This window comes from Streptomyces sp. NBC_01463, assembly GCA_036227345.1.
Lineage (GTDB): Bacteria > Actinomycetota > Actinomycetes > Streptomycetales > Streptomycetaceae > Streptomyces.
On sequence record CP109468.1, the window covers coordinates 7,573,874 to 7,598,552 of the forward strand.

Sequence of the window (24,679 nt, forward strand, 5' to 3'; positions counted from 1 at the left end):
CACCCCCTCCGGTCGTCACGGGACGAGCCGTGCGCCCACTTCTGCCGTCACAGGGTGACCAGCAGTTCGCCGTCCACGACCGTCACGGCGCGGCCCGTCAGCAGGGTGCGGTCGCCGCGCAGCGAGGTGCGGACCAGTCCGGACCGGGCGGACGCCTGCAGGCCGGTCAGCTCGTCGCGGCCGAGCCGGGCCGACCAGAACGGAGCGAGGGCGGTATGGGCGCTGCCCGTCACCGGGTCCTCGTCGATGCCCACGGCGGGGAAGAAGCCGCGGGAGACGAAGTCGTAGCCGCGGTCCGGGGCGGCGGCGGCCGTCGCGATGACCCCTCGCCGGGAGAGTGCGGCCAGGGCCGCGAAGTCCGGGGCGAGCGCCCGTACGGCGGCCTCGTCGGCCAGTTCCACGAGCAGGTCGCCCACATGGGGACCGGTGTCGTGCACGGAGAGCGGTTCGGCGCCCAGCGCGGCGGCCAGGCCCTGCGGCGGGGTGTCGGGGGTCAGCGGGGCGGTGGGGAAGTCCAGGGAGATCGAGCCGTCCGGAGCCGTCGTCGAGGTGAGCACCCCGCACCGGGCGGCGAAGCGCACTGTGCCGGTCGCGGTCGCCGTGGTGTGCAGGACGTGGGCGGTGGCCAGGGTGGCGTGGCCGCACATGTCGACCTCGGTGGACGGGGTGAACCAGCGCAGCGCCCAGTCCGCGGTACCGCCGGGCGGCAGCGGGTGGGCGAACGCGGTCTCGGAGAGGTTCAGCTCCGTGGCGATCTGCTGGAGCCGGCTGTCCTCGGGGAAGCCCTCCGGGCCCAGCAGCAGGACTCCCGCCGGGTTGCCGGCGAAGGGGCGGTCGGTGAACGCGTCGACGATACGAATCCTCATGAGCCGACCGTAGGGGCGGGGCGAAGCCGCAGGCCAAGGCCAATTCCGGGTCGGCGGCTCGGAAATCCCGGCGAAGGTGTTTGCCAGGCGACCGGTTCCGATATATCGTTGACGCATCGCGACAGTACAGCGATAGGCGGTACGGCCATCAGCCGTGCTGCGACAGACAAGTGATCAAGATGAGAAGGAGTGCAGTCATGCGTTCACATGGACATGAGCACGGACATGAGCACGGGCACGGACACGGTCGTGGCCCCTTCGGTCCCGGTCGGGGCGAGCGGGGCGACTTCGAGGGCCGCCGGGCGGCCTTCGGGCAGTTCGGACCGCCTTTCGGCGGCGGTCCCTTCGGTGGCGGCGGTCCCTTCGGGGGCGGACGCGGCCGGGGCGGCGGACGGGGAAGGGCGCGCCGCGGTGACGTACGCGCGTCGATCCTGGCGCTGCTGACGGACCGGCCGATGCACGGTTACGAGATGATCCAGGAGATCGGCGAGCGCAGCGGTGGGGCCTGGCGGCCCAGCCCCGGCTCGGTGTATCCGACCCTCCAGCTCCTGGAGGACGAGGGTCTGATCGTCAGCGAGAGCGAGGGCGGCAAGAAGCTGTTCACGCTGACCGAGGCCGGCCGCACCGAGGCCGAGTCGGGCCCTGACGCGCCCTGGGAGGATGCCGGCCGCGGCGTCGACTGGGAGGGCATGAACGAGATCCGGCAGGCCGGGTTCGGTCTGATGGAGGCGTTCGGCCAGGTCTGGAAGACCGGCTCGCCCGACCAGCGCGAGAAGGCGCTGACCGTCATCAACGAGGCGCGCAAGAAGCTCTACCTCATCCTCGCCGACGAGGGCTGAGCCCCGCGGTGGGAGAGCCCGGCGCAGAGGTGTACCGAAGGGCCCCGCGGCAGTGCCGCGGGGCCCTTCGTGCTGCCGGGGGCCGCTGTGGCCCCGGTCAGGCGACGATCAGACCGTCCAGCTTGCGCAGCGACTCGACGAGCGCCGCGGTGGCCGAGTCCTTGAGCTTGCCCGCCATCAGCGAGACCGCGGCGCCGGTGAACTCGCCGTCGATGCGGACCGCGGTGGCCTCCCCGTCGGGGGTCAGTGCGTAGCGCATCTTCAGGTTGACCCCCATCGGGCCCTTGCCCGTGGTCGTCAGCAGCCGGCCGGCCTCCAGCTCCGAGACCGTCCAGGTCACCTCGGCCGGGAAGCCCATCAGCTTCAGGTTCTCCTCGTAGGTCGCCGAGAGTTCGAGCGTGGCCGGACCACCCTTGGGGAAACTGGTGTGGGTGGCGTTCCACTCCGCGTACGCGCTGAAGTCGGTCAGCTGCGCCCAGACCTTCTCGGCCGGTGCCTCTATACGCGCCTCTGCACTGACTTCGGCCATGCGACCACCCCTTCTCGACGGGTTACGGTGTCGCGGAACGTAGCCGCAGCGGCCGGAACATTCAATACTGATGAATCGTCAGATCTGCCGGATCCGGTCAGGTCCGCCAGATCAGGGCCGCGTCGAACCGGTCGGACGCGCGGGGGTGCGGTCCGTCGTCGTGGCAGTGGAACGCCGCCCAGAAGAGGTCGGCGGGCAGGGCGTCGGGCGGCGCGTGGACCCGGTAGACGTAGTCGCGCCCGTCGAGCGCCGGCAGCGAGACAAGCCAGCTCACTTCCGGCACCCCCTCCTGCCGCCGCAACAGTGTTCCGGGCTGTGGGACGCCCCGGAGGAGGCTTCCGGTTGCCGCGGGAGCGCATGGCAAGGCGGCGCGCGCCGTTTGCCGGAATCAGGTTCCGGAACGGCGCGATCTCATCCGTAAGGAGGAGGGATCGTTCCTCTGTGCCCAACTCGGGTGGGATGCGGCAATGGGACTCTCCGGGGACGCTCCGGCTCTTCGGGGCTGATGGGGTGGAAGGGTGCAGAACCGGACCCCGCGGATCCCTCAGCAGCCCGCACCGAATCACCGTGCTGAGTTCGACGCCGGACTCACCGCGGAGCTTGCCGCCGTGGTGAGCGGTGCCCGCAGGCGTGCCCTGCGGGACGGTGACCGGCAGATCGACACCGCTCATCTGCTGCACTCCCTCATCGAGTCCGACCCCGGGGTCCGCGAGGCCTTCGACGGCGGACCGCAGCTGGCCAGGGTGCTCGGCTACCTCGTCCAGCGCAGCATCGGATACGGGCTCCGCTGGCAGGGGGCGGTCGAGGACTCGGGCGCGGTCCCGGTGGTGCCGGAGGCGGATGCCGAGGGGTGGTCGCCCGCCGCGGCGTCCGCGATGGCGGGTGCCTACGGCCGGGCGCGCTCGCTCGGCCGTGAACGGGCGGGCGGCGTCGACCTGCTCGCGGCGCTTGCCGCGGACCGGGAGAGCCGGGCGGTCGAGGTGCTGGAGCGGGCGGGGGTCGACGCGGCGCTGCTCGCGGACCGGATCGTGGAAGGCACCGGCCGGGGCTGACCGCCGGACTCAGCCGGCCGGCCGGGTGAGGGCGTCGAGCGCCGGGCGCAGCAGGGCGGTGACACGGTCGGCGGGGACGTCCCGGAGTGCGGCGAGGCCCAGGAGCTGATGGCCGATGGTGACGCCCACCATCGTGGTGACGATCAGCGCGGCGCGCAGTTCCGCGTCGCTGCCGTCGCTGCCGTCGCTGCCGTCCCCGTACTCACCACCCCCGTCGTCGGCCGACAGGGCGTCACCGATGGCGGTGATCTGGCGGTCGAGCGTCTCGCGGGCGTGTTCGGCGGAGGCTGGGTCGGTGAGCATGGAGCGGAGCATCGCCAGTGTGCCGTCGGGCATTCCGCCGAGCTTGACGCCCAGGGTGGCCATCAGATGGCCGAGCAGTGCGTCGCCGTCCACCGACGCCTGAGCTGCGGGCGGTGCCTGCACGGCCCGGGTGAACAGCCCGCGCTTTGAATCGAAGTACTGCATCACCAGGGCCGGGTCGACGCCCGCCGAGGACGCCACGGCGCGGATGGTGGTGCGGTCGAACCCCTTCGCCGCGAACAGTTCCCGGGCGCTGTCGAGGATGCGCGCCTCGGTGGCCCGGCGGCGGTCCGCGCGGGAGAGGGGGTGGCTGGTCACGGATTCACTCTACAGCTGTTGACCGATGGCGGACCGGCTCGTACCGTCATTCACTCAACAGTCGTTGAGTGAATGGAGCGGATTCCATGACGGATTCCCGGGGGCTCACGTCTCGTACGCCGCGCACGGTGCTGGGCTGCTACCACCGGGCCATGCTGGACAAGTCGGCCGACGACCTCGCCGATCTGTACGCCGTGGACGCGCTGCACGAATTCCCCTTCTCTGCCCCCGGCTTCCCCGCCCGCTTCACGGGCCGTGAGGAGGTGCGGGCCGGCTACCGGGCGGCCTGGGGCGCCAGCCCGCTCCAGGTGGTGGAGATCGCGGACGTGGCCGTCCGCCCGGCCGCCGACCCCGGCACGGTCGTCGCCGAGCACGTGGTCGTGGTGCGGTCGGCGGAGGGCGACGGCTTCGCCGTGCCCGGACTGCTGATCATCGAGGTCAGGGACGGGCTGATCACGCGGGTGCGCGACTATATGGACGCCCTTGCCGTCGCCCGCGCGGGCGCGTCGGTGGCCGCGGGGTCCGGGGCGTAGCGAAAGCGGGTTCCGCGGTGGATCGCGAGGGCCGGGGCGCCGGACTGTGCGTCAGGGGCGCCGATGACATCGGAGTGTTACCCCGGTCAGGCGTCACAGGGGTGACGCTCCTGACGCCAGCTGTCATGATGTGCCGATGCACGCGTCTCAGGGAAGAAGCGCCGGCCTGGGACTCGCCCTCGCCTCGGCCTTTGCGTTCGGTGGTTCCGGAGTGGCTGCCAAGCCGCTCATCGAAGCGGGGCTCGACCCGCTCCACGTGGTGTGGCTGCGGGTGGTGGGGGCCGCGCTCGTCATGCTCCCCGTGGCCTGGCGCCACCGGGGCCTGGTCCGCAGCCGCCCCGTACTGCTGCTGGGGTTCGGGCTCCTCGCCGTCGCGGGGGTGCAGGCCTGCTACTTCGCCGCGATCTCCCGTATCCCGGTCGGTGTCGCGCTGCTCGTCGAATACCTGGCGCCCGCGCTCGTCCTCGGCTGGGTGCGTTTCGTCCAGCGCCGCCCGGTGACCCGGGCGGCCGCCGTCGGTGTGGTGCTTGCGGTGGGCGGCCTCGCCTGTGTGGTCGAGGTGTGGTCCGGGCTGACCTTCGACGCCGTCGGACTGCTGCTCGCCCTCGGTGCCGCCTGCTGCCAGGTCGGCTACTTCGTCCTCTCCGATCAGGGAAGCGGCACGACGGCGGGGGATGCCGAGCCTCCGCATCCGGTCGGGGTCATCGCCTACGGGCTGCTGATCGGGGCCGTGGTCCTCACGGTGGTGGCCCGGCCGTGGGGCATGGACTGGTCCCTCCTGGGCGGAGACACGGTCATGAACGGCACGGATGTGCCCGCCTGGCTGCTGCTCGTCTGGATCGTGCTGCTCGCCACCGTCATCGCGTACGTGACCGGGGTGATCTCCGTGCGGATGCTGTCCCCGGCCGTCGCCGGCGTCGTCGCCTGCCTCGAAGCGGTCATCGCGACCGTACTCGCCTGGGTGCTGCTCGGGGAGCATCTGGCGGCCGCCCAGCTCTTCGGCGGTTCGCTGGTGCTGGCCGGCGCCCTCATCGCGCAGTCCTCGACACCGAAGGCGCCCTCCGGGCCCGTCGCCTCGGGACCGGGGGACGACTCGGAGCGGACCCCGGGGGAGTTGTCCGCCGAGCGTGCCGCCACGTAGGGTGACGATCATGCATTTGACTGTGCTTCCGCCTCCCGCCGCCTAGCGCGCGGGCGGCCTCATCTGACGAAGACCGGGCTCGGGCAGTCCCCGAGCGGTTCGTCGCTGCCCGCATGCGGAGCCGAGCGACCACCTCCCGTCTTCCTTGGAGAAGTCACGTGTCGAATCCTGCTTCCGGCCTGTCCGTCGGGCGGAGCCTGTCCTATCTGATCATTGCCGGTGTGGCCTGGGGCACGGCCGGCGCCGCCGCCTCGCTGCTCTTCGGGGCCAGCGATCTCGGGCCCCTCGCACTGTCGTTCTGGCGCTGCGCCGGCGGCCTCGTCCTGCTGCTCGCCGCCCTCGTGCTGCGGCCCGCCCGGAGGCCCGCCGCCGAGTCCCGGCGCAGGCGGCTGCTGCGCATCCTCGGCACCGGCACCGGACTCGCCGTCTTCCAGACCGCGTACTTCGCCGCCGTCCAGGCCACCGGCCTCGCGGTCGCCACCGTGGTCACCCTCGGGGCGGGCCCCGTCCTCATCGCCGTCGGCGCCCGGCTGACGATGGGGGAGCGGCTCGGCGGCGGCGGACTCGCCGCGGTCACCGGGGCGCTGACCGGTCTCGCCGTACTGGTGCTCGGCGGCGACCCGGGCACGGTCCGGCCCGCCGGGATCGTCTGGGCCCTGCTCTCCGCCGCCGGCTACGCCGCGATCACGCTGCTGACCCGCCGGCTCGGCCGCGACGGCGGCGGCGCGGACCCGCTCGCCACCAGCGCCTGGGCGTTCGGCATCGCCGCGGTCCTGCTGCTCCCGATGGCCGCCGGTGAGGGACTCGTCCCGCAGACGGAGCACGCGGTACGGGTGGTGACGCTGCTCGTGTACGTCGCGGCGATCCCGACCGCTCTCGCCTACGCGCTCTACTTCGCCGGCACCGCGGTGGTGCGGGCGGCCACGGTGTCGGTGATCATGCTGCTCGAACCGGTCAGCGCGGCGGTCATCGCCGTCGTCGTGCTGCACGAGCAGCTCACCACGGCCACGGTCGCCGGGACGCTGCTGCTGCTCACGGCGGTGGTCGGACTGGCGGTCGCCGAGACGCGCGGCGCGGCGCACGCCCGCCGGGAGGCGGCCGCCCCCGCGTGACCCGCACGGGCGGCGGGGCGGTGCGCCGGCGCACCGCCCCGCCCCCCGTCGGTGATCAGAGCGCGTTCAGGTACTCCGGGACGGCGATCGAGGGATCGAGGTCGTCCGCGGGGACCGGCGCGGCATAGCCGGGGGCGAGGGGGACGACGCCGGACCAGTAGGGCAGCGCGAGATCCCGTTCGTCGTCGTTCGGGCCCCCGGTACGGATCTTGGCCGAGACCTCCCGCAGGTCCAGCCGGATCACGGCGGTGGCCGCCAGTTCCTTCTCGTCCGCGGGGCGCGAGTCCGTGGAACGCCCGGGCACGACCTGTTCCACGATCGCGTCGAGCGCGATGCGCCGCTCCTCGGGGTCGGTCACCGTGTGCGCCACGCCGTGGACGACCACCGAACGGTAGTTGAGCGAGTGGTGGAAGGCGGACCGGGCCAGCACCAGTCCGTCGACATGCGTCACGGTCAGGCAGACGGCCAGCCCCTCGTCGCTCCCGCCCGCCGTCCGCAGCGGGCGGGAGCCGGTCGAGCCGTGCACGTACAGCCGCTCGCCGACCCGGCCGAAGAGCGTCGGGAGCACGACGGGCGCCCCGTCCCGGACGAAACCGAGGTGGCAGAGGTAGGCCTCGTCGAGTATCGAGTGGATCACGTCCCGGTCGTACGCCGCCCGCTCGCGGGAGCGGGTCGGAACCGTGCGCCCGGTCGGCTCGTAGGCGGCTGCGGCGTCCGGGCCCGTGGTCTGCGGCTGGTGGGTGTCCGGCATTGCGTACTCCATTGCACTAGTGCATACTGATCTTTGTGCTAGGAGAGTATCGGATCAGTGGGCGGCGTGCATCGGAAATCGCCGCCAGTGTGGAGCGGGCGGTCGGCTCGGGTGAGCTGGCGCCCGGTCAGATGCTGCCTCCCATGCGGGAGTTGGCGAGTCGGCTGGAGGTGAACCCGAATACGGTGGCGGCCGCCTATCGCACCCTGCGCGAGCGCGGGGTGATCGAGACGGCGGGGCGCAGGGGGAGCCGTGTCCGGCCGCGCCCGGCGAGCACGGTGCGCGGTTCGGTGCGGGTCGAGGCGCCGCCGGGTGTGCGGGACCTGGGGGACGGCAATCCCGACCCGGCGTTGCTGCCGTCGCTGGGGGAGGCGCTGGCCGCGGTCGCCGAGGAGTATGCGCGGGGGCCGGGGATGTACGCACAGGAGCCGGTGGACGCCGAGTTCGCCGCGCTGGCCAGGGCCGGGTTCGACGCGGACGGTGTTCCGGCCGGGCCGGTGATCGCCACCTCGGGTTCGCTGGACGCGATCGAGCGGGTGCTGGCCGCCCATCTCCGGCCCGGTGACGCCGTCGCGGTCGAGGACCCGGGCTGGGGCAGCCTGCTGGACCTCGTCCCGGCGCTGGGCATGCGCCCGGTCCCGGTGGCGGTCGACGACGAGGGACCGCTGCCGGACGCGCTGGACGCGGCGCTCAGGGCGGGTGCGCGCGCGGCCGTCGTCACCGACCGCGCGCAGAACCCGACCGGGGCGGCGATCGGCGCAGCCCGCGCGGCCGAACTGCGGGCGGTCCTCGCCGGGTACCGCGGGGTGCTGCTGATCGAGGACGACCACGGACACGCCATCGTCGACCTGCCGCTGCACCCCTTGGCCGGCGCGACCGACCGTTGGGCGTTCGTGCGGTCCGTCTCCAAGGCGTACGGGCCGGACCTCCGGGTCGCCGTGCTGACCGGGGACGCCGTCACGGCCGACCGCGTCTCGGGCCGGCAGCGGCTGGGGCCCGGCTGGGTGAGCCGGCTGCTGCAGCGGGCGATGGTGCACCTGTGGACGTCGGGCGCGGTCGACCCGCGCGACGTCGCCCGGGCGTACGCCCGCCGTCGCGACGCGCTGGTGGCGGCGCTGGAGGAGCGGGGCGTCGAGGCGCACGGGCGCAGCGGGATGAACGTGTGGGTCCCGGTCGGCGACGAGACGGGTGCCGTGGCGCGGTTGTTGCACGCGGGCTGGGCGGCGGCACCCGGGGCCCGGTTCCGGATGGCCGCGCCCCCGGGGATACGGCTCACCGTCTCGTCGCTCACCGACGCCGACATCGCTCCGCTGGCGGACGCGGTGGCGGCGGCCGCGGAGCCCGCGAATCCGCTCAGCTACGGATGAGGGACGGCCGCCGTTCCCGGCGCCGCGTTCCGGCGACGGCGTTCGGCGGGCCGGCCGGCCCGCCGGTACGGGCCCTGCTCTGGGTGAGGGCGGCACCGGCCAGGACCACGAGGGCGCCGACCGGGGTGTTCCAGCTCAGCTGCTCACCGAGCACGGCGACGCCGGCGGCGGTGGCGATGACGGGGATGAAGTAGGTGACCATCTGTGCGGTCGTCGGGCCGACCTCGGTGACGAGTCCGTACTGGAGGAGGACCGCGAGACCGGTGCCGAGCGCCCCCAGGGCGACGACGGCCAGAGTGGGCCACAGCGGGAAGGCGTCGGGCGCCGAGGTGAACAGCGGGGTCACCAGGGCGAGCTGCACCGTGCCGAGGAAGAGCTGGCTGCCGGTGAGGGCGAGGGCCGACGAGCCGCTCCCGGCGAGCGTGCGGCGGACGTAGATCCAGCCGATCGGATAGCTGAGGGAGGCCAGCAGCGCCATGGCCGTACCGCTGAAGGCCAGGCCGGAGAAGCCCTGCCAGGCGCCCAGCACGGTCAGCACGCCGAGGAAGCCGAGCCCGAGGCCGGCGACACGGCGACGGGTGGGGCGGTCCTCGGAGAGGGCGACGAGCGACAGCGCCATGCCCCAGAGCGGTGACGTCGCGTTGCAGATACCGGCGAGCGTCGACGGGATGGTCAGCTCGGCATAGGCGAACAGTGAGAACGGGAGGGCGTTGAGGAGGAAGGCGGCGACGGCCAGATGTCCCCAGGTGCGCGCGGTGCGCGGCAGCCGCTCCCGCTTCACCGCCATGGCCACGGCCAGGACCGCCGTCCCCGACAGGAGCCGGCCGAGCGTGACCTGGAACGGGGCGTAGCCGTCGGTCCCGACCTTGATCAGGAGGAAGCTGAAGCCCCAGATGAGCGAGAGGGCCGCGAAGCGCAGCCGCCAGTCCAGGGCCGGGCGACGGGCCGGGGCGGTGCCGGCGAGGGTCCGTGATGCGGGGGTGGTCTCGGCGGCCGGAGTTCCCGGCGCGGGCGGTGCGCTCATGAGGTCAACGATGACGACTTCGATCTCGTAGCACAAGTGAGACTTTGTGCGCTCACTCCCGTAGCATTGCTTACATGTTGAACCTGGAGCGGCTGCGCACCCTGGATGCCCTCGCCCGGCTCGGTTCGGTCAGCGGCGCCGCCGAGGGGCTGCACGTCACCACCTCGGCCGTCTCGCAGCAGATGGCCAAGCTGGAGCGGGAGGTGGGCCAGCAGCTGCTGGCCAGGAACGGCCGCGGGGTCCGGCTCACCGACGCGGGACAGCTGCTCGCCGACCACGCGGCCCGGATCCTCTCGCAGGTCGAGCTCGCCCAGTCCGACATCGAGGCCCAGCGGGGCGAGGTGGTGGGCGAGATCCGGCTGGGTGCCTTCCCCACCGCCGCGCGCGGACTGTTCCCGTCGACGCTGCGCGCCCTGCGCTCGGACCACCCCGAACTGCGGGTGCGTACGCAGGAGCTGGAGCCCGAGAACGGGATCCGGGCGGTGCTCAGGGGGGACCTGGACCTCGCGGTGGTGCTGGACTGGAGCAACAAGCGGCTGCCGGTCCCGGGCGGTCTCACCCGGGCGGAGCTGCTCGACGACGCCCCCGACATCGCGATGCCCGCCGGTCACCCGCTCGCGGGGCGGGACGAGGTCGGCCTGGAGGAGTTCGCCGACGACGACTGGGTGTCCTGGCCCGAGGGCGAATTCTGTTACGACTGGCTGATGTTCACGCTCCGCTCCAAGGGCATCGAGCCGCGCATCGCCCACCTCGCGGGCGAGCACCACACCCAACTCGCGCTGATCGACGCGGGAATGGGGGTCTGTGTGGCGCCCCGGCTGGGCCGCGGCCCGGTGCCCGACGGGGTGCGGCTGGTGCCGGTGCGGCAGCAGATGAGACGGCATGTGCATGCGGTGTGGCGGACGGACGCCGACCGGCGCCCCTCGATCAGGGCGGCGGTCGCGGCGCTCCGTGAGGCGGGGCGGGCGCTGAACGATCCGCCGGCGGGCTCCTGACGTCCGGCCGGCCGCCCTGCTGCCCGGGCCGGGCCCGGACTCCTCCGGCCGGCAGACCGGCGGGCCGCCCGGTTCAGCTCCCGGCCGGGCCGCCGAGTTTGCCGAAGTCCCAGGAGGTGAGGGCGTCCGGGGTCAGCCGTGCCCAGGCGTGCCGGCCGTCGTGCGGCATCGTCTCCATGCCGAAGTACTTCGCCGCGAACAGCCTCTCCGGAACGGTGAGTTCCGGGCAGGGTTCGCCGGTGCGCGGCGCCTCGCCGACGAAGACGACGTCGCCCGAGAGCTCGATGCCGCGCAGTTCCCCGTACTCCACCCCGTCGTCGACCACCACGGCGATCTTCGGATCGCGGCTCAGCTGGGACCAGCGCAGGCTCCGGGTGATGGAGTAGAGCCACAGCGAGGTGCCGTCCCAGCAGAACCAGAGCGCGCCGACGTGCGGGCGGCCGTCCGCACCCACCGTGGCGACCCGGCAGGTGCGCTGATCGGCGAGGTAGGCGTCGCGCTCCTCGTCCGTCATCATGATCCGGCGGCCCCGCCGCTGACTGACGGCCATGGGTGGCCCCCTCCCGATAGCTGACTAGGTGTCAGGAATCATGAGGCCTCTTCCTTCATCGCGCAATGGAGGTTAACCTCGCGCGCCGATCCGTCACCGAGAGGGGCAGCCGTGCCGTCCAGGGAACAGCTAGCCGAGCAGGTCGAACCGGCCACCACCGTCCTGCTGACGGTCGAGTGCCAGCAGGGTGTCGTGGGACCCGGCAGCGCGCTGCCCGAACTCGCCAAGGAGGCCCGGTCCTCCGGGGCCCTGCACAACGTCGCCCGGCTGGTCTCCGCCGCCCACGAAGCGGGAGTCCAGGTGCTGCACGCGGTGGCCGAACGCCGCCCGGACGGCCGTGGCGCGAACACCAACGCCCGCCTCTTCCGTGCCGCCGGGCGGCTTCCCGTACAGCAGCACTCCGGCACCACGGCGGTACGGATCGCGGAGCCCATCGAGGTGGCGGACGAGGACCTCGTCGTCCGCAGGCTGCACGGCCTCTCGCCGATAGCGGGCACGGACGTGGACGCGCTGCTCCGCAACCTGGGCTGCCGCACCCTGGTCGTCACCGGTGTGTCCGCGAACGTGGCGATACCCAACGCGGTCTTCGACGCGGTGAACCTCGGCTACGCGGCGGTGGTGCCGTCCGATGCCATCGCGGGGGTGCCCGCCGACTACACCCCCGCGATGATCCGCAACACCCTGGCCCTCGTGGCCACCGTGGCCACGACCGACGACCTGCTCGGCTGCTGGCGCGGCGGACGGGCCGTGAGGCGGCCGGGCGGCGGGGACGCTACGACGCGAGGCTGATCGAGTCGCCCTGGACCGTGATCGGGGTGGCGGGCAGCGGCTTGGTGGCCGGTCCCGTCTTGACGTCGCCCGTCGCCACGTCGAACTTGCTCCCGTGGCAGGGACAGTTGATGGTGCCGTCCGAGACGCTCGACACGGCGCACCCCATGTGGGTGCACTTGGAGGAGAACGCCTTGAACTCACCGGCGGTGGGCTGAGTGACCACGACGCCCTGATCCGTGAAGATCTTGCCGCCGCCCTCCGGGATGTCGGCGGTCTTCGCGAGGACGGGGCCCCCGCTGCCGTCCGTGCTGTCATCGGCCTCCTTGACGGTGCCCGACCCGGCCGGCTCGTCCGAGCCGCCGCACGCGGTCAGCAGGGCGGCCACGGAGACGGCCCCGGCCGCCGTGACGACGGTCCGGCGTCCGATACGGGCCTCGTGGTCCTGCGATGCGCTCATGCTGGCAATCCCTTCCGCGGTGTTCATGGCTCCGACGCTTCGTCCAGGGGTACGCGCGGCCGGTACCCCGTGTTCAAAGCCCCAGGGACTTCCTCAGGAAATCCCGCTCCAGCAGCAACAGGTTGCTCGCGGTCCGCTCCTGGCTGACCAGGTGGCCGGCGCCCGACAGCGGCAGCACCGTGTGCGGCCTGCCCGCGGCGAGCAGTGCTGCGGAGAACCGCAGCGTGTGCGCCACGGCCACATTGTCATCGGCAAGTCCGTGCACGAGCATGAGCGGCCGGGTCAGGGCCCCCGCCTCGTCCAGGAGCGAGTTGCGGGTGTAGTTCTCGGGCAGCACGTCCGGGTGTCCCAGGAAACGTTCCTCCCAATGGGTGTCGTAGAGCCGCCGGTCGGCCGGTGCGGCGCCCGCCACCGCCGCGTGGAAGACCTCCGGGTGCCGCAGCACCGCCGCCGCCGCGAGATACCCGCTGAACGACCAGCCGCGCATCGCCACCCTGGCCGTGTCGAGCCCGGGATGGTGGTCCGCCGCCGCGTGCAGCGCGTCGATCTGGTCCTCCAGGACGGCCGTGAGGCGGTCGCCGTGCACCGACTTCTCCCACGCCTCGCCCCGGCCCGGGGTGCCCCTGCCGTCGGTGACCAGCACCGCGAACCCCTGCTCGGCGAACCACTGGGCCACCGCCACCCACCAGGTCCGCACCTCCAGGACGAGCTGCATGCCGTGTCCGGCGTAGGGGCTGAGCAGCACCGGCAGCGGGGCGTCGCCCGGCCGGTGCCAGGAGGGCAGGTAGAGCCTGCTGCGCAGTTCCCGCCTGCCCAGGCTCAGGGCCAGCGGGCGCGGGGTGACGAGCGGTTCCTCGGCCAGGACCGCGATGCTGCCCGCCGGGGAGCCGGCCCGCAGCACCGTCACCGTATGACCCTGCGGTGTCCTGCTGTCCAGGACCACCGTCGGACCGCCGACCGCCGCCGTGTGCACGCCGGGTGTCGCGCTGACCCGTACGGGCTCCTCATCGGAGCCGTCGGCGGCGTACGACCAGACGTGGACCTCGGTCGGCTCCTCGCCCGCGGTGAAGAACACCCGGCCGTCCGCCGCGCCGAGCACCTCGCGGACCTCGAGACCCGGCGGTGTCGTGGCGCCGCCGATGTCCAGCCCCTGGGTGTCGCCGCCCGGCCGTGCGGGGACGACGAGCGCTCCGGAGGCCAGGCGCAGGGGGGTGCCCGGACGCAGCGCGACCCAGGCGGCGTCGTGCTCCCGGTGCGCCGTGCGGGTCGTGCCCGACTCCTCGTCCACCGCCAGGACCTGGACCGTCCGCTGGTCCCGTGTCTGTACGGAGACCAGCGGGCCCCGGTCGTCCCACCCGGCTGCCACGACGTACTCGAACGCCCGGTCCGTCCACCCGGCCTCCGGGTGCCCGGTGCCGGCCTCCGCGGGCAGCCGGACACCGGTCCGTTCCCCCGTCACCCGAACCACTTGCAACGACACCTTCGCGTTCGGTGTGCCTGCGGCCGGATAGGCGACCACGTGGGGCGGCCGCTCCGGGTCCGCCGGGTCGGTGATGTAGCGGCGGCGCACCCCGGCCGTGTCCACCCGGGCGACCAGGAGCGCGTCGCTCCGCGGCGACCACCAGTAGCCGCGGGAGCGCCCGATCGACTCCTGTGACACGTAGTCGGACAGGCCGTACGTGATGTGCTCCCCGTCCGGTTCCGCGAGCGGCCGGTCGTCCGTCCCGTCCGCGCGTACGGTCCGCAGCGCGCCCGCCGACACGTACGCGATCAGGGAGCCGTCGGGCGAGGGGCGCGGGTCGACGACCGGTCCCGCCGTGGTGATGCGGCGCGGGGCGCCCCCTTCGGTGCGGACCACCCACAGGGTGCCCGTGAGCGCGAAGGCCACCAGCCGCCCGGACGTGTCGGTGGCGTACGAGACCACGCCCGACGAGGTGACGTGGGCCCGTACCCTGCGGGCCAGTTCCTCCGGCGGCACCCCGCCCGCCGCCTCGTCCGCGAAGCCGGGGGCGAGGGGATCGGCGAGCAGCCGCTCCGTGCCGTTCTCGTGCAGCCAGAGCCTGCTCACCGGGTCGGTGCCCGAGGTGCCGCGGACGAACAGCACCCGTTCGCCGTCGGGGGAGACGGTGAACTGCCGGGGCACCCCGAGGGAGAAGCGCCGGGTGCGGGCGAACTGGGCGGGGAAGCGTTCCGCGTCGGCCGCGAGGGAGTCGGCGGGGGAGGGGGGAGTCATGGCGACACCATGACAGGTGGAAAGCCCCGTACCAGCACGCGGGTGCGTGCCGGTACGGGGCTCGGGTGACCGGGTGGAGTGGTCAGTGGGCCGGTGCGGCCGCGGTCTCCGCAGCGGCGGTCTCCTCGGCGAGCCGCTCCATGCCGCTCTGCGTCCTGAGCGGCTTCTCCTTGATGAACAGGACCGCGATCAGGGCGAGGAACGCGAAGGGGGCACCGATCAGGAAGACGTCCGCGGTCGCGACGCCGTACGCGTGCTCGACCACCTGACGGGCCGGTTCGGGAAGGGTGCTGAGGTTGGGAACACCGTGTCCGGCGCCCCCGTTGTCCGCCGCCCCGCCGAAGCCCTTCTCCATCTCGGAGGCCACCCGGTGGCCGAGGACGGCGCCCAGGGCGCTCGTACCGATGGCCCCGCCGAGGCTCCGGAAGAACGAAAGCACCGAGGTGGCCGCGCCGAGTTCCGACGCGGGCACGTCGTTCTGGGCGGCCAGCACCAGGTTCTGCATCAGCATGCCGACGCCGACGCCGAGCACGACCATGTAGAGGCTGAGCACGACGAAGGAGGAGTCGGCGCCGATCGTCGACAGCAGACCCATGCCCGCGGTCATGATGACGCCGCCCGCGATCAGGAAGCCCTTCCACTTGCCCCGGGCGGAGATGATCTGCCCGGCCACGGTCGTGGAGACCATCAGACCGAGGATCATCGGAAGGCTCATCAGGCCCGCGACGGTCGGGGTCTTGCCGAGCGAGATCTGGAAGTACTGCGACAGGAACACCGTGCCGCCGAACATGGCCACGCCGACCAGCAGGCTCGCGACGGTCGTGAGTGCCACGGTGCGGTTGCGGAAGATGTCCAGCGGGATGATCGGTTCCTTGACCCTGGACTCGACCAGGACCGCGGTGCCCAGCAGGACCACACCTGCGGTGACCAGCGCGGCGGTCTGCCACGACGCCCAGTCGAACCGGTTGCCCGCCAGGGTCACCCAGAGCAGCAGGGCGCTGACGCCGCTCATGATGAGGACGGCGCCGAGATAGTCGATCCTCACTTCCCGGCGGACCGTGGGAAGTTTCAGCGTCAGCTGGAGCAGCACGATGGCGAGCAGCGCGAACGGTACGCCGATGAAGAAGCACCAGCGCCAGCCGAGCCAGGACGTGTCGACGAGCACGCCGCCGATGAGCGGGCCCGCGACGGTGCCGACGGCGAAGACGGCACCGAAGATGCCGGAGTAGCGGCCGAGTTCACGCGGCGGGATGATCGCCGCCATCACGACCTGGGCGAGGGCCGTGAGACCGCCCGCGCCGATGCCCTGCACGACACGGCTCACGATGAGCAGTCCGACGCTGTGCGAGAAGCCCGCGACGAGCGAGCCGACGACGAACATCGACAGCGAGAGCTGGATGAGCAGCTTCTTGTCGTACAGGTCGGAGAGTTTGCCCCAGATCGGGACGGTCGCCGTCATGGCGAGGAGTTCGGCCGTGACGACCCAGGTGTACGAGGACTGGCTGCCGTTCAGATCGGCGATGATCCTCGGCAGGGCGTTGGAGACCACGGTGGAGGCCAGGATGGCCACGAACATGCCGGCCATCAGGCCCGACATGGCCTGGAGTATCTGGCGGCGCGTCATGCCGGACGCGGCTTCCTGTGGTGCACCGGCGGTGCCGGTTTCGGGTGTGACGGCAGCGGTCATCGGCTGTCGTTCCTCATTCTCTGGTGACTGGTGCGGTGGTGGGTGTCTCGGGCCGTCGGGCCGTGAAGCCGTGGGGCGTTCAGGCCTTCGAGCCTTGAGGTCTTCAGGTCTTCAGTCCGGCGGACAGTGCGGCGAAGGCCTCGCGGCAGAGGCTCTGGAACGTACGGGTACGGCCGGAGGCCGCCCAGACCTCGACCGCGGCGCGCACGGCGGCGATCGCCACGTGTGCCAGGAGCCGGGGATAGAGATCGTTCTCGGGGTCCTGGCCCAGTCGCTCGGCCACGACGGCGACCAGGGCGCGTTCGTCGGCACCCTGCGCGGCCAGGAAGCCGGGGAGCAGGGCAGGGCTCCTCTTCAGCACCGCCATCTGGAGTTCCCAGCGTTCGTGGTCCTCCTCGATCTGGGCGAGCTCCTGGGCGAGTGCCTCACTGAGGGCTTCGAGCGCCGTGAGGTGCTCCGGCGCGTTGAGCACGGCACGGCGGGTGCGCTCGGCGTTCTCCTGGACGGGACGGGTGAGGGCGTCCTCCAGGCAGGGGAAGTAGTTGAAGAAGGTGCGCACGGAGACGCCGACGGCGTCGGTGACCGCCTCCACGGTCACGTTCTCGATCCCTCGGTCCGCGGCCATGCGCAGGGTCATGTCGGCAAGGGCGTCGCGCGTGGCGCGCTTCTTGCGTTCGCGCAGCCCGAGAGATGTGTCGTCGGCACTCATGAAGGTGCATGCTATGCAAGTTTGCGCCCTGGGCAAAATTCTTTCCCGGGAGGGGCGGGAGGGGTGTGCGGTGTGGAGGATCCGCCGGACGCCTTCACCCCGTCCGGCGCGGCGGGGCGAGTTCCGTCAGGCCGGTCAGGACGCGTGGTGGAGGGTGTAGCGCTTGAAGGGGTCGGTGCCCGTGGCCGCCTCGGTGCGGGCGGCGGCGTCGGTCCACTCGCCGATCACGATCGCCCGGTCGCCACCGGACGTCAGGTGGACGTGCGCTGCCAGCAGACCCGGCGCCGGTGCCACGGCGCTCTCCGCTTCGGCGGCCGCCAGGGTGGTGACCACGAAGACACCGGCCGGCCGCTCGGCGTCGTGGACGACGCTGCGTTCCAGCCGGGTGCGGCGGAGTCCGGGGCGCTCGATCCCCGGGACGAGCGTGTCGACGCGGCTGACGGTGCCGGCGCGATGGGCGCGGGCCCACGCCAGATGCTCCTCGTCGCCGGTCCACTGGGCGTAGAAGAGCAGGCCGGTGCCATCGGTGTCGAGGAAGATGTGCTGGGCCAGGCGCCCGGACGGCGTCCCGGCCGCCGCCCATTCCGCGGCGATGGCATCGGCGGCGGCGCGCGAACGCCCGGCGGAACCCGTGAGCCACTCACTCATCAGGGCGGTACCGGCGGCGGGATGAACGAGATCGAGGAAACGTGTCATGGGCAGAGACCTTGCTGCGTCAACCGCGCTTGAGGTCAAGAGGGGGCCCGGTCGCTTCCTCATCGACCCGCGCGGGTCCGGGTCGTGCGACCCGGGCCCGCGCGGCATCGGCCGTGATCAGTCAGCCAGGGCGGCGAGGGCGCCGGGTGTGTAGGCGCCGCCCTGGTTGTCGAGGATCACGCCGAGCCGGTTGGTCGCGTTGATCATCGCGATCAGGGAGACCAGCGCGACGGTCTGGTCGTCGTCGTAGTGCTTGCGGACCTGCGCCCAGGTCTCGTCCGAGACACCTCCGTGGCCGTCGATGATGCGGGTGCCCTCCTCGGTGAGTGCCAGGGCGGCGCGCTCGGCCTCGCTGAACACCGTGGAGTGGCGCCAGGCGGCGACCAGGTTCAGCCGGGTCGCGCTCTCGCCGGCCGCCGCGGCGTCCTTGGCGTGGATGTCCAGGCAGAAGCCGCAGCCGTTGATCTGGCTGGCGCGCAACTGCACCAGCTGCTGGGTGGGTTCCGGCAGGGCCGACGCCTGGATCACCTGACTGACGGCGTAGATACGCTTGCCGATCCGGGCGCCGGTCTCGTTCTCGAACAGGTTCATACGGGGTTCCATCTCAACGTCCTCGCTCGTGGCTCCGTGTGCCGCGCGGATCGTCCGTGCGGCGTTCCGATGCCCATGAGTCGCCGGCCGCCCCGGCCCCGTGACAGCACGGCGGTGTGACGTAGGTCATTGCGCTGACGTGTCACAGGAAGGCGGGGAGCGGCGACTTGTGAGTGACGCGGACGAGACAGCGAAGACGGGAGCCGACGATGGAGGAGCAGGCTGGACGAGCGGCCGGCGCGGGCGGGGAAGGCCCGCGCGCGGCGGGCACGGACGCGGCCACGGAGGCGTTCGTCGCCCACCGCAATCTGCTGTTCACCGTCGCCTACGAGATGCTCGGCTCCGCCGCCGACGCCGAGGACGTCCTTCAGGAGACCTGGCTGCGCTGGGCGGGCATCGACCAGGACACGGTCCGCGAACCCCGCGCCTTCCTCGTCCGCGTCACCACGCGCCAGGCCCTGACCCGGCTGCGCACGCTGAGCCGCCGCAAGGAGTCCTACGTCGGCCCCTGGCTGCCCGAACCCCTCCTCACCGCGCCCGACGTCGCCGATGACGTGGAGCTGGCCGACAGCGTGTCCATGGCGATGCTGCTGGTCCTGGAGACCCTCGGCCCGACCGAACGGGCCGTGTTCGTGCTGCGTGACGTCTTCGCCGTCGAGTACGACGAGATCGCGCAGGCCGTCGGCAAGACCCCTGCCGCCGTCCGCCAGATCGCCCACCGCGCACGGGCCCATGTCGCGGCGCGCCGCCCGCGCGAGGCCGTCTCCCGGACCCAGACGCGCGGCGCGCTCGCGGCCTTCCAGGAGGCGGTCGAAACGGGTGATCTGCGGCGCCTGCTCGACATGATCGCCCCGGACGTCGTGCTGCTGACCGACGGCGGCGGAGTCGTACGGGCCGCACTGGAGCCCGTCACCGGTGCACGGACCGTCGCCGATGTGCTCCTGAGGATCGCCGCGGCGACCCTGGAGCCGGCCCAGGTCAACGGGCACCCGGCACTGATCGTGCGGACGGGCGGCGAGATCGACACGGTGCTCGCGGTGCGTCTGGAGGGCGGTCTCATCAGCGGCCTCTATGCCGTCCGCAACCCGGAGAAGCTGTCCCGCGTCGACCGGGAGACCGCGGTGGCCAGGTGAGCCGGCATCGGGCCCGGGGCTGCGGCCCGGCGCCCGCGTGAGGGTGCGGGCTGCCGGGACCTTCTCCGTACGCCCTCAGCCAGGTCCGCCGGCCGACCGTGCGGCGAGGTAGCGGGCGGGGAACTCCCCGCCGCCGTGCACCGCGAGGTCCGCCCCGTTGACGTACCCGGACAGGCCGCCCGCCAGGAACAGACAGGCGCGAGCCACGTCGCCGGGCACCGCCATCCGTCCCATCGGGATGACGCCCGCCACCGCCGCCCCGCCGTCCGTGCCGTAGACCGACGCCGCGCTCTCGGTGCGGATCAGCCCCGTGGTGATGTGGTTGACCCGGACCGCCGGCGCCCACTCCAGGGCCAGCGCCCGGGTGAGGGCCAGCAGCCCCGCCTTGGCGGCCGAGTAGGCGGCGGTGCCCGGCTGCGGATCGTGGGCGGAGACACTGCCGATGTTGATGACCGAGCCCCCGCCGTCCTGGACCGCCATCACGCGGTGAGCGGCCTGCGCCACGTAGAACGGCGCGAGCAGGTTGAGCGCCACGATCTTCTCGACGAAACGCGGCGAGACGGTCGCCGCGTCGGCGTCCGGGGAGCCGCCCGCGTTGTTGACGAGCACATCGAGCCGGCCGAAGCGTTCCACCGCCGCGTCCACCAGCGAGGACGCCGCCGCCGGATCGCGCACGTCGGCGGGGACGAAGACCGCCTCCCGGCCCCCGGCCGACGGCAGGGTCCGCGGGGTGCCGCGGCCGCAGACCACCACGTCGGCCCCGGCACCGAGGAATGCCCCGGCGATGGCGGCTCCGATTCCCTTGGTGCCGCCGGTGACCAGCACCACGCGCCCCGCGAAGTCCAGCGGATCGCCGATGTCCATGTGCCGCACGCCCTTCTCCGTCTGCCGGTGCCCGCTCATCGGGCGGCCAGGCCGAGCCCGGCGGCGAGCCGTGCCCGGTGCTGCGCGGGCGGTCCGAACAGCTCGCCCGCCCCGTGCGCCCGCTTGAAGAAGCGGTGCGCGTCGTGCTCCCAGGTGATCCCGATCCCGCCGTGCAGCTGGATCATCTCGCCGGCCACCGCCGAGAACGCCTCGGAGCAGACCGACTTCGCGACGGCGGCGGCCCTCGGCAGCGCGCCCGGGTCCTCGTCGGCGGCGAACGCCGCACCGAGCGCCGCCGAACGCGCGGACTCCACCAGGACATAGGCATCCGCCAGCCGGTGCTTGACCGCCTGGAACGAACCGATCGCCCGGCCGAACTGCACCCGGTCGCGGGTGTACTCGACGGTGAGTTCGAGGCAGCGCCCGGCGGCACCCACCTGCTCCGCGGCGAGTGCCGCGCACGCCAGGTCCCGGACATGCTCCAGAACCCGGGCGCCGTCACCGTCCGCGCCCAGCAGCCGCCCCTCGGCGCCGTCGAGCACCCAACGGGCCTGTGCCCGGGTGCCGTCCAGGGTCACCACGGGCTCCCGGCGCACACCGGCGGCACCGGGCACCACCTCGAAGAGCGAAACCCCGGCCGCCGTCCGGGCCGCGACCAGCACGACGTCGAGCGCCGGCCAGTCCAGGACGTGCTCCTTGGCCCCGGTGACCAGCCAGCCGCCGCCGGGGCACGGGGCCGCCTCGGCACGTACCGCACCGAGGTCCCAGGAGCCGTGCTCCGCCCAGGCCAGCGTGCCCACCGAGCTGCCCGCGGCGAGCCCGGGCAGCAGCCGCCCGCACGCCTCCCGGTCCCCGGAGGCGAGCAGCGCGCCCACGGTGAGCACCGCAGAACCCAGACACGGCAGCGGGCTCAGGCTCCTGCCCAGCTCCTCCATCAGCACATGGACATCCCGGGCGCCGCCGCCCGCCCCGCCGTACCCCTCCGGGACGGCGAGCCCGGCCGCACCGATCTGGGTGGCCAACGGCTCCCAGGCAGCCGCGTCTTGATGTTGTGTCAGCAGGGAACGTACGGCCGATCGCAGCTCTTCCTGCTCCTGCGTCAGTCTCATCGCGCCGCTCCCATGACGCGGGCCCGGCACGCGGCCGGGGTGCCCCACGCGTCGCGCAGCGGCCGCGCCTTGCGGATCCACAGGGACAGGTCGAGCTCATCGGTGTAGCCCACGGCGCCGTGCAGTTGGAGGGCGGTGCGGGCCGCCCCGTACGCCGCCTCACCCGCCGTGACCTTGGCCGCGGCGACCGCCCGCCCCGCGTCGTCGTCCCCGGCGGCCAGCGCGAGAGCCGCGCCGTGCACCAGTGGTTCGGCGAACTCCAGGGCCAGCAGGGTGTCGGCCAGCCGGTGCTTGACCGCCTGGAAGGACCCGATGGCCACGCCGAACTGGGTGCGCCGGGTGACGTAGGCGACGGTACGGGCCAGCAGGGTCCGGCCGACACCGAGCGACTGCGCCGCCGTGACGAGTGCGGCGACGTCGGCCGCGTACCCGGCGGCGGCCGTCACCGCGGCGCCCCGGGCGAGGACGGTCCCGCCCGACGGCCGCGACAGCCGCCGGCCGGGATCGGCCGAGGGCTGCACGGGCCCCGCCCCGGCGGCGAGGCGCAGCGTGTCGCCGTCCACCACGAACACCGCGTCGGCCGCGTCCGCGTCCAGGGCGAACGGGCCGAGCGAGGTCAGGCAGAGCGAGACGGCGGACTTCCCCGAGGCGATGCCGGGCAGCCGGTCGCCGGCGACGCGGTCGTCGCCGAGCCGGTCGAGCAGGGCCGCCGCGGCAACCGTCTCGACCAGTGGTCCGGGGACGGCGTGCCGCCCCAGCACCTCGAAGGCGAGGGCGAGTTCGAGGGGCAGCGGGCCCAGGCCCTCGTGCTTCTCCGGTACCGCGAGGGCGAAGACCCCCGCCTCGGCCAGCCGGGACCGCACGGCCTGCCCGGGCCCGTGGTCGCCGGCCGCCCAGGCCCGTATCGCGGCCGGGGTGTCGCAGGAGGTGAGCAGACCGTCGAGGGAGCGGGCGAAGTCCCGCTGCTCGGCGTCCAGGAGGAAACGCATCAGCGGCGCCCCTTCGGCAGGCCGAGCAGCCGCTCGGCGATGATGTCGCGCTGGATCTCGTTGGTGCCCGCGTAGACGGGACCGGCCAGCGAGAAGGTGTAGCCCTCCGCCCAGCCGCCCGAAGGGGATTCGGCCGCGTGGTCGGCGAGTTCGCCGTACGGGCCGAGCAGGTCGAGCGCCGTCTCGTGGAGTGCGATGTCCAGCTCGGACCAGTAGATCTTGTTGAGGCTGGAGGTCGGTCCGGCCGGACCGCCGTCGCCGTACAGCACCTGGGAGGCGCCCGCGTAGGAGAAGAGCCGGTAGGCGCGGGCCCCGATCACCGCGTCGGCGACCCGGTCGCGCAGCGCCGTGTCCGCCGGGTCGCCGTGCTCGTGCCACAGCGCGGTCAGCCGGTCCGCGGCGGCCGTGAAGCGGCCCGGGCTGCGCAGGGTGAGTCCGCGTTCGTTGCCTGTGGTGCTCATCGCGACCCGCCAGCCCTGCCCGGGCTCGCCGATGACGTCCTCGTCGGGCACGAACACCTCGTCCAGGAAGAGTTCGGCGAAGGCGGGCTTCCCGTCCAGCCGCCCGATGGGCCGGACGGTGACGCCCTCGGCGTCCAGCGGGAACATCAGATACGTCAGCCCCCGGTGCGGCCGGTCCGCGTCCGGGTCGCTGCGGAACAGGCCGAAGGCCCGGTCGGCGAAGGCGGCCCGCGACGACCAGGTCTTCTGCCCGCTGAGCAGCCAGCCGCCCCCGGTCCGTACCGCCCTCGACCTCAGCGAGGCCAGGTCGGAACCGGACTCCGGCTCCGACCAGGCCTGCGCCCAGATGACCTCGCCGCGCGCCATCGCGGGCAGGATCCGGGTCCGCTGCTCGGCGGTGCCGTGCTCGAAGAGGGTGGGGGCCAGCAGGCTGATGCCGTTCTGGCTGACCCGGCCGGGCGCCCCGGCGGCGTAGTACTCCTCCTCGAAGACCATCCAGCGCAGCAGGGAACTCCCGCGCCCGCCGAACTCCTCGGGCCAGGAGACCGCCGACCAGCGGTCGGCGGACAGGACGCCCTCCCACTCCCGGTGCGCGGCGAACCCCTCGCGGGTCTCCAGGGACGGCAGGGGAGCGGCCGGGACATGAGCGGCCAGCCAGTCGCGTACCTCGGTACGGAACGTCTCGTCGGCCGCGTCGAATTCGAGGTCCATCAGCCGCTCGCCTCCTTCATCGCCCGGATGTCCATGCCGCCGAGCGCGTCCGGTGCGGTCTCGGCGTTGTGCGCGTGCGCCAGGTGGTGCAGGCCGAACACCGAGTCCATGCCGGTGTGCAGGCCCTGGAGGTCCTCGGCCTGGTTGACCGCACGCTTGGTCAGCGCCAGCCCCATCCGCGGCATCTGCGCGATGCGCAGCGCCAACTCAGCAGTGCGGTCGGTGAGTTCCGCCCGGGGTACGACCCGGTTGACCATGCCCACCTCGTACGCGCGCTGCGCGCTCATCCGGTCCCCGGTGTAGAGGAACTCCTTGGCGATCCGCGGCGGCATCACCCACGGGTGGGCGAAGTACTCGACACCGGGGATGCCCATCCGGACCACCGGATCGGCGAAGAACGCGTCGTCCGACGCCACGATCAGATCGCACACCCAGGCCAGCATCAGACCGCCCGCCACGCACGCGCCCTGCACCGAGGCGATGACCGGTTTCGGCAGCTCCCGCCACCTGCGGCACATCCCCAGATACACCTCGGACTCACGGGCGAAGCGGCTCTCGGCGCCCTCCTTGTCCGAGTGGTCCCACCACAGTCCCGCCCGGCGCTCGAACGGCAGATGGGCGTCGCGCCCCGGGGTGCCGATGTCATGGCCGGCCGAGAAGTGCTCACCGGCGCCGGCCAGGACGACGGTCTTCACCTCGCCGTCGTCGGCGGCGCGGTAGAACGCCCGGTCCAGGGCGTAGGTCATCGCGGAGTTCTGCGCGTTGCGGCAGCCGGGCCGGTTCATGGTCACCGTCGCGATCGGACCCCGCTTCTCGTAACGCACCGGTTCGTCGTGGGCAGCGGACATCGGCCGCTCCTTCCCTAACAAGTGTTTGGTAGATTAACGT

General features: G+C 73.0%; 27 protein-coding genes. 9 read left to right on the forward strand and 18 right to left on the reverse strand.

Translation table 11 applies throughout. The features are described 5' to 3' along the window. Positions 1-47: 47 nt before the first annotated feature. Positions 48-866 carry a PhzF family phenazine biosynthesis protein gene (locus OG521_33480; GenBank protein ID WUW25407.1) on the reverse strand — a complete coding sequence of 273 codons (819 nt, stop codon included), beginning with the start codon at positions 864-866 and terminating at the stop codon, positions 48-50. A gap of 197 nt (positions 867-1,063) precedes the next feature. Here OG521_33480 and OG521_33485 point away from each other — a divergent pair, with 197 nt between their 5' ends. After that, the gene (locus OG521_33485) at positions 1,064-1,705 is read left to right on the forward strand and encodes a PadR family transcriptional regulator (GenBank protein ID WUW25408.1); all 642 of its coding nucleotides are present in this window, start codon (positions 1,064-1,066) and stop codon (positions 1,703-1,705) included. 97 nt (positions 1,706-1,802) lie between these two features. Here the strand turns inward: OG521_33485 and OG521_33490 are convergent, their stop codons facing one another. Next, the gene (locus tag OG521_33490) at positions 1,803-2,234 is read right to left on the reverse strand and encodes an SRPBCC family protein (protein ID WUW25409.1); all 432 of its coding nucleotides are present in this window, start codon (positions 2,232-2,234) and stop codon (positions 1,803-1,805) included. Between the two features lie 97 nt (positions 2,235-2,331). Further along, on the reverse strand, positions 2,332-2,508 hold the full coding sequence (locus tag OG521_33495; protein WUW25410.1) for a hypothetical protein: 177 nt from the start codon (positions 2,506-2,508) through the stop codon (positions 2,332-2,334). Positions 2,509-2,752: 244 nt separating this feature from the next. Here OG521_33495 and OG521_33500 point away from each other — a divergent pair, with 244 nt between their 5' ends. Continuing rightward, positions 2,753-3,286 (forward strand): peptidase, encoded by a 534-nt coding sequence (locus OG521_33500; protein ID WUW25411.1) that lies wholly within the window; start codon positions 2,753-2,755, stop codon positions 3,284-3,286. Between the two features lie 9 nt (positions 3,287-3,295). Here the strand turns inward: OG521_33500 and OG521_33505 are convergent, their stop codons facing one another. Next, the gene (locus OG521_33505; protein ID WUW25412.1) at positions 3,296-3,907 is read right to left on the reverse strand and encodes a TetR family transcriptional regulator; all 612 of its coding nucleotides are present in this window, start codon (positions 3,905-3,907) and stop codon (positions 3,296-3,298) included. Positions 3,908-3,993: 86 nt separating this feature from the next. Here OG521_33505 and OG521_33510 point away from each other — a divergent pair, with 86 nt between their 5' ends. The 3 genes from OG521_33510 to OG521_33520 all read left to right on the forward strand — a co-directional run bounded on the left by OG521_33510 (position 3,994) and on the right by OG521_33520 (position 6,693). Next, complete coding sequence (locus OG521_33510) at positions 3,994-4,440, forward strand: nuclear transport factor 2 family protein (GenBank protein WUW25413.1); 447 nt, start codon at positions 3,994-3,996, stop codon at positions 4,438-4,440. A 136-nt stretch (positions 4,441-4,576) separates the two neighbouring features. Further along, positions 4,577-5,581, forward strand: a complete 1,005-nt coding sequence (locus OG521_33515; protein ID WUW25414.1) for an EamA family transporter — start codon at positions 4,577-4,579, stop codon at positions 5,579-5,581. A gap of 158 nt (positions 5,582-5,739) precedes the next feature. Continuing rightward, positions 5,740-6,693: a DMT family transporter gene (locus OG521_33520; GenBank protein ID WUW25415.1), complete on the forward strand. Its 954-nt coding sequence runs from the start codon at positions 5,740-5,742 to the stop codon at positions 6,691-6,693. 55 nt (positions 6,694-6,748) lie between these two features. Here the strand turns inward: OG521_33520 and OG521_33525 are convergent, their stop codons facing one another. Beyond that, positions 6,749-7,444 (reverse strand): pyridoxamine 5'-phosphate oxidase family protein, encoded by a 696-nt coding sequence (locus OG521_33525; protein WUW25416.1) that lies wholly within the window; start codon positions 7,442-7,444, stop codon positions 6,749-6,751. Positions 7,445-7,479: 35 nt separating this feature from the next. Here OG521_33525 and OG521_33530 point away from each other — a divergent pair, with 35 nt between their 5' ends. Continuing rightward, entirely contained in the window at positions 7,480-8,811 is a 1,332-nt protein-coding gene (locus OG521_33530; GenBank protein ID WUW25417.1) for an aminotransferase class I/II-fold pyridoxal phosphate-dependent enzyme, read from the forward strand. On the opposite strand, the gene OG521_33535 is transcribed toward OG521_33530, so the two are convergent. Further along, positions 8,798-9,871 carry a DMT family transporter gene (locus OG521_33535; protein WUW25418.1) on the reverse strand — a complete coding sequence of 358 codons (1,074 nt, stop codon included), beginning with the start codon at positions 9,869-9,871 and terminating at the stop codon, positions 8,798-8,800. The genes OG521_33530 and OG521_33535 overlap by 14 nt on opposite strands. Positions 9,872-9,909: 38 nt before the next feature. On the opposite strand from OG521_33535, the gene OG521_33540 reads away from it, so the two are divergent. Then, the gene (locus tag OG521_33540) at positions 9,910-10,830 is read left to right on the forward strand and encodes a LysR substrate-binding domain-containing protein (GenBank protein WUW25419.1); all 921 of its coding nucleotides are present in this window, start codon (positions 9,910-9,912) and stop codon (positions 10,828-10,830) included. Positions 10,831-10,903: 73 nt separating this feature from the next. Here OG521_33540 and OG521_33545 read toward each other — a convergent pair whose 3' ends face one another. Beyond that, positions 10,904-11,380, reverse strand: coding sequence for a pyridoxamine 5'-phosphate oxidase family protein (locus tag OG521_33545; protein WUW25420.1), 477 nt, complete (start codon positions 11,378-11,380; stop codon positions 10,904-10,906). A 111-nt stretch (positions 11,381-11,491) separates the two neighbouring features. Between OG521_33545 and OG521_33550 the strand changes: the two genes are divergently transcribed. Beyond that, entirely contained in the window at positions 11,492-12,169 is a 678-nt protein-coding gene (locus OG521_33550) for a cysteine hydrolase (protein WUW25421.1), read from the forward strand. On the opposite strand, the gene OG521_33555 is transcribed toward OG521_33550, so the two are convergent. From OG521_33555 to OG521_33580, 6 genes are all read right to left on the reverse strand, one after another. After that, the gene (locus OG521_33555) at positions 12,153-12,608 is read right to left on the reverse strand and encodes a Rieske (2Fe-2S) protein (GenBank protein ID WUW25422.1); all 456 of its coding nucleotides are present in this window, start codon (positions 12,606-12,608) and stop codon (positions 12,153-12,155) included. The genes OG521_33550 and OG521_33555 overlap by 17 nt on opposite strands. Before the next feature lie 73 nt (positions 12,609-12,681). Next, positions 12,682-14,841: a prolyl oligopeptidase family serine peptidase gene (locus OG521_33560; protein WUW25423.1), complete on the reverse strand. Its 2,160-nt coding sequence runs from the start codon at positions 14,839-14,841 to the stop codon at positions 12,682-12,684. 82 nt (positions 14,842-14,923) lie between these two features. Then, the gene (locus tag OG521_33565; GenBank protein ID WUW25424.1) at positions 14,924-16,528 is read right to left on the reverse strand and encodes an MFS transporter; all 1,605 of its coding nucleotides are present in this window, start codon (positions 16,526-16,528) and stop codon (positions 14,924-14,926) included. Positions 16,529-16,631: 103 nt separating this feature from the next. After that, a complete protein-coding gene (locus OG521_33570) occupies positions 16,632-17,237 on the reverse strand; it encodes a TetR/AcrR family transcriptional regulator (protein WUW25425.1) in 606 nt (201 codons plus the stop codon). Positions 17,238-17,372: 135 nt separating this feature from the next. After that, positions 17,373-17,933 carry an antibiotic biosynthesis monooxygenase gene (locus OG521_33575; GenBank protein ID WUW25426.1) on the reverse strand — a complete coding sequence of 187 codons (561 nt, stop codon included), beginning with the start codon at positions 17,931-17,933 and terminating at the stop codon, positions 17,373-17,375. 117 nt (positions 17,934-18,050) lie between these two features. Then, a complete protein-coding gene (locus tag OG521_33580; protein WUW25427.1) occupies positions 18,051-18,536 on the reverse strand; it encodes a carboxymuconolactone decarboxylase family protein in 486 nt (161 codons plus the stop codon). A 197-nt stretch (positions 18,537-18,733) separates the two neighbouring features. Between OG521_33580 and OG521_33585 the strand changes: the two genes are divergently transcribed. Then, positions 18,734-19,657: an RNA polymerase sigma-70 factor gene (locus OG521_33585; protein WUW25428.1), complete on the forward strand. Its 924-nt coding sequence runs from the start codon at positions 18,734-18,736 to the stop codon at positions 19,655-19,657. A 75-nt stretch (positions 19,658-19,732) separates the two neighbouring features. Here OG521_33585 and OG521_33590 read toward each other — a convergent pair whose 3' ends face one another. Genes OG521_33590 through OG521_33610 form a run of 5 tightly spaced genes read right to left on the reverse strand, consistent with a single transcriptional unit; the run spans position 19,733 to position 24,639 of the window. Further along, the gene (locus OG521_33590) at positions 19,733-20,521 is read right to left on the reverse strand and encodes an SDR family oxidoreductase (GenBank protein WUW26889.1); all 789 of its coding nucleotides are present in this window, start codon (positions 20,519-20,521) and stop codon (positions 19,733-19,735) included. A 35-nt stretch (positions 20,522-20,556) separates the two neighbouring features. Beyond that, positions 20,557-21,630, reverse strand: a complete 1,074-nt coding sequence (locus OG521_33595; protein ID WUW25429.1) for an acyl-CoA/acyl-ACP dehydrogenase — start codon at positions 21,628-21,630, stop codon at positions 20,557-20,559. Continuing rightward, positions 21,627-22,619, reverse strand: a complete 993-nt coding sequence (locus tag OG521_33600) for an acyl-CoA/acyl-ACP dehydrogenase (GenBank protein WUW25430.1) — start codon at positions 22,617-22,619, stop codon at positions 21,627-21,629. Before OG521_33600 ends, OG521_33595 begins: the two co-directional genes overlap by 4 nt. Beyond that, complete coding sequence (locus OG521_33605; protein ID WUW25431.1) at positions 22,619-23,791, reverse strand: acyl-CoA dehydrogenase family protein; 1,173 nt, start codon at positions 23,789-23,791, stop codon at positions 22,619-22,621. Before OG521_33605 ends, OG521_33600 begins: the two co-directional genes overlap by 1 nt. After that, entirely contained in the window at positions 23,791-24,639 is an 849-nt protein-coding gene (locus tag OG521_33610) for an enoyl-CoA hydratase (protein ID WUW25432.1), read from the reverse strand. Before OG521_33610 ends, OG521_33605 begins: the two co-directional genes overlap by 1 nt. Between the last annotated feature and the right edge of the window lie 40 nt (positions 24,640-24,679).

What these genes read in the sequence shown, in the direction of transcription:
- OG521_33485 (WUW25408.1), top strand. Translation starts at nt 1,064, where the DNA reads ATGCGTTCACATGGACATGAGCACGGACATGAGCACGGGCACGGACAC.
- OG521_33585 (WUW25428.1), top strand. Translation starts at nt 18,734, where the DNA reads ATGGAGGAGCAGGCTGGACGAGCGGCCGGCGCGGGCGGGGAAGGCCCG.
- OG521_33555 (WUW25422.1), bottom strand. Translation starts at nt 12,608, where the DNA reads ATGAGCGCATCGCAGGACCACGAGGCCCGTATCGGACGCCGGACCGTC.
- OG521_33595 (WUW25429.1), bottom strand. Translation starts at nt 21,630, where the DNA reads ATGAGACTGACGCAGGAGCAGGAAGAGCTGCGATCGGCCGTACGTTCC.
- OG521_33510 (WUW25413.1), top strand. Translation starts at nt 3,994, where the DNA reads ATGACGGATTCCCGGGGGCTCACGTCTCGTACGCCGCGCACGGTGCTG.
- OG521_33490 (WUW25409.1), bottom strand. Translation starts at nt 2,234, where the DNA reads ATGGCCGAAGTCAGTGCAGAGGCGCGTATAGAGGCACCGGCCGAGAAG.
- OG521_33570 (WUW25425.1), bottom strand. Translation starts at nt 17,237, where the DNA reads ATGAGTGCCGACGACACATCTCTCGGGCTGCGCGAACGCAAGAAGCGC.
- OG521_33575 (WUW25426.1), bottom strand. Translation starts at nt 17,933, where the DNA reads ATGACACGTTTCCTCGATCTCGTTCATCCCGCCGCCGGTACCGCCCTG.
- OG521_33565 (WUW25424.1), bottom strand. Translation starts at nt 16,528, where the DNA reads ATGACCGCTGCCGTCACACCCGAAACCGGCACCGCCGGTGCACCACAG.
- OG521_33545 (WUW25420.1), bottom strand. Translation starts at nt 11,380, where the DNA reads ATGGCCGTCAGTCAGCGGCGGGGCCGCCGGATCATGATGACGGACGAG.
- OG521_33605 (WUW25431.1), bottom strand. Translation starts at nt 23,791, where the DNA reads ATGGACCTCGAATTCGACGCGGCCGACGAGACGTTCCGTACCGAGGTA.
- OG521_33525 (WUW25416.1), bottom strand. Translation starts at nt 7,444, where the DNA reads ATGCCGGACACCCACCAGCCGCAGACCACGGGCCCGGACGCCGCAGCC.
- OG521_33600 (WUW25430.1), bottom strand. Translation starts at nt 22,619, where the DNA reads ATGCGTTTCCTCCTGGACGCCGAGCAGCGGGACTTCGCCCGCTCCCTC.
- OG521_33515 (WUW25414.1), top strand. Translation starts at nt 4,577, where the DNA reads ATGCACGCGTCTCAGGGAAGAAGCGCCGGCCTGGGACTCGCCCTCGCC.
- OG521_33590 (WUW26889.1), bottom strand. Translation starts at nt 20,521, where the DNA reads ATGGACATCGGCGATCCGCTGGACTTCGCGGGGCGCGTGGTGCTGGTC.
- OG521_33610 (WUW25432.1), bottom strand. Translation starts at nt 24,639, where the DNA reads ATGTCCGCTGCCCACGACGAACCGGTGCGTTACGAGAAGCGGGGTCCG.
- OG521_33580 (WUW25427.1), bottom strand. Translation starts at nt 18,536, where the DNA reads ATGGAACCCCGTATGAACCTGTTCGAGAACGAGACCGGCGCCCGGATC.
- OG521_33480 (WUW25407.1), bottom strand. Translation starts at nt 866, where the DNA reads ATGAGGATTCGTATCGTCGACGCGTTCACCGACCGCCCCTTCGCCGGC.
- OG521_33540 (WUW25419.1), top strand. Translation starts at nt 9,910, where the DNA reads ATGTTGAACCTGGAGCGGCTGCGCACCCTGGATGCCCTCGCCCGGCTC.
- OG521_33560 (WUW25423.1), bottom strand. Translation starts at nt 14,841, where the DNA reads ATGACTCCCCCCTCCCCCGCCGACTCCCTCGCGGCCGACGCGGAACGC.